We start from the raw sequence: 749 nt of genomic DNA, 5'->3' as shown, positions 1-749 counted from the left end.
GGCTGCAGACCCATTTCAAGTACCTTGAGTCGCAAATCGCCGACATTGAAAGGGAATTGACACGGCAGGTAACCGAGGACGATCTGGGCCAACGCCTGATGACTGTCCCTGGTATCGGACCGATCACGGCCAGCGTTCTCGCAGCCGAAGTGGGGGATGGCAAACATTATCGCTGCGGGCGCGATTTTGCGGCGTCGGTCGGACTCGTGCCTCGCCAATACAGCACCGGTGGAAGAAACAGGCTGCTGGGCATTAGCAAGCGTGGCGACAAGGATCTGCGGCGCTTACTGGTCCAATGCGCCCGCGCATACATGCAACGATTGGAGCGTCAGCAAGGGCGATTGGCGCAATGGGTCAGCGCCATGTTGAGGCGACGCCACTCCAACGTGGTGGCCTGTGCCTTGGCCAACAAGCTGGCACGCATCGCGTGGGCCATCGCGGCCCATCACACAGAATTTGAAATGAATGAGGCTCCGCTCATGGCCTGAGCGGAGCCTCCGACTCACTGTAAAGACCACCTACCGGTTTTGCGACTGCTGATATTGGATGACGTAAACGGCACACCGGCCTGACGGATACCCTGGCAAATAAATCGGCTTGCTCAAGCCGACCGGTTTTTTAGGACCGACAGGCGCGACTCTCATCGTGGCGCGGAGTACATCTCCAATTAGACGCCGGATAGATTTAAGCGAGCCTTCTTACAGCATACAAAAAATCAGCTTGCAAAAAAGAGGGTGACCATAGATTTT

Annotated in this window: 1 protein-coding gene; it reads left to right on the top strand. The window is 56.5% G+C overall.

All coding sequences use genetic code 11. The features are described from left to right. A partial coding sequence (locus tag H3H37_RS25430; protein ID WP_182167779.1) for an IS110 family RNA-guided transposase occupies window positions 1–488 on the top strand: 488 nt, incomplete at its 5' end. Between the last annotated feature and the right edge of the window lie 261 nt (window positions 489–749).

It is taken from the genome of Rugamonas brunnea (genome assembly GCF_014042345.1).
GTDB lineage: Bacteria > Pseudomonadota > Gammaproteobacteria > Burkholderiales > Burkholderiaceae_D > Rugamonas > Rugamonas brunnea.
Note: the sequence above shows the minus strand (reverse complement) of the source record. Positions and strands in the feature narration are given on the sequence as shown.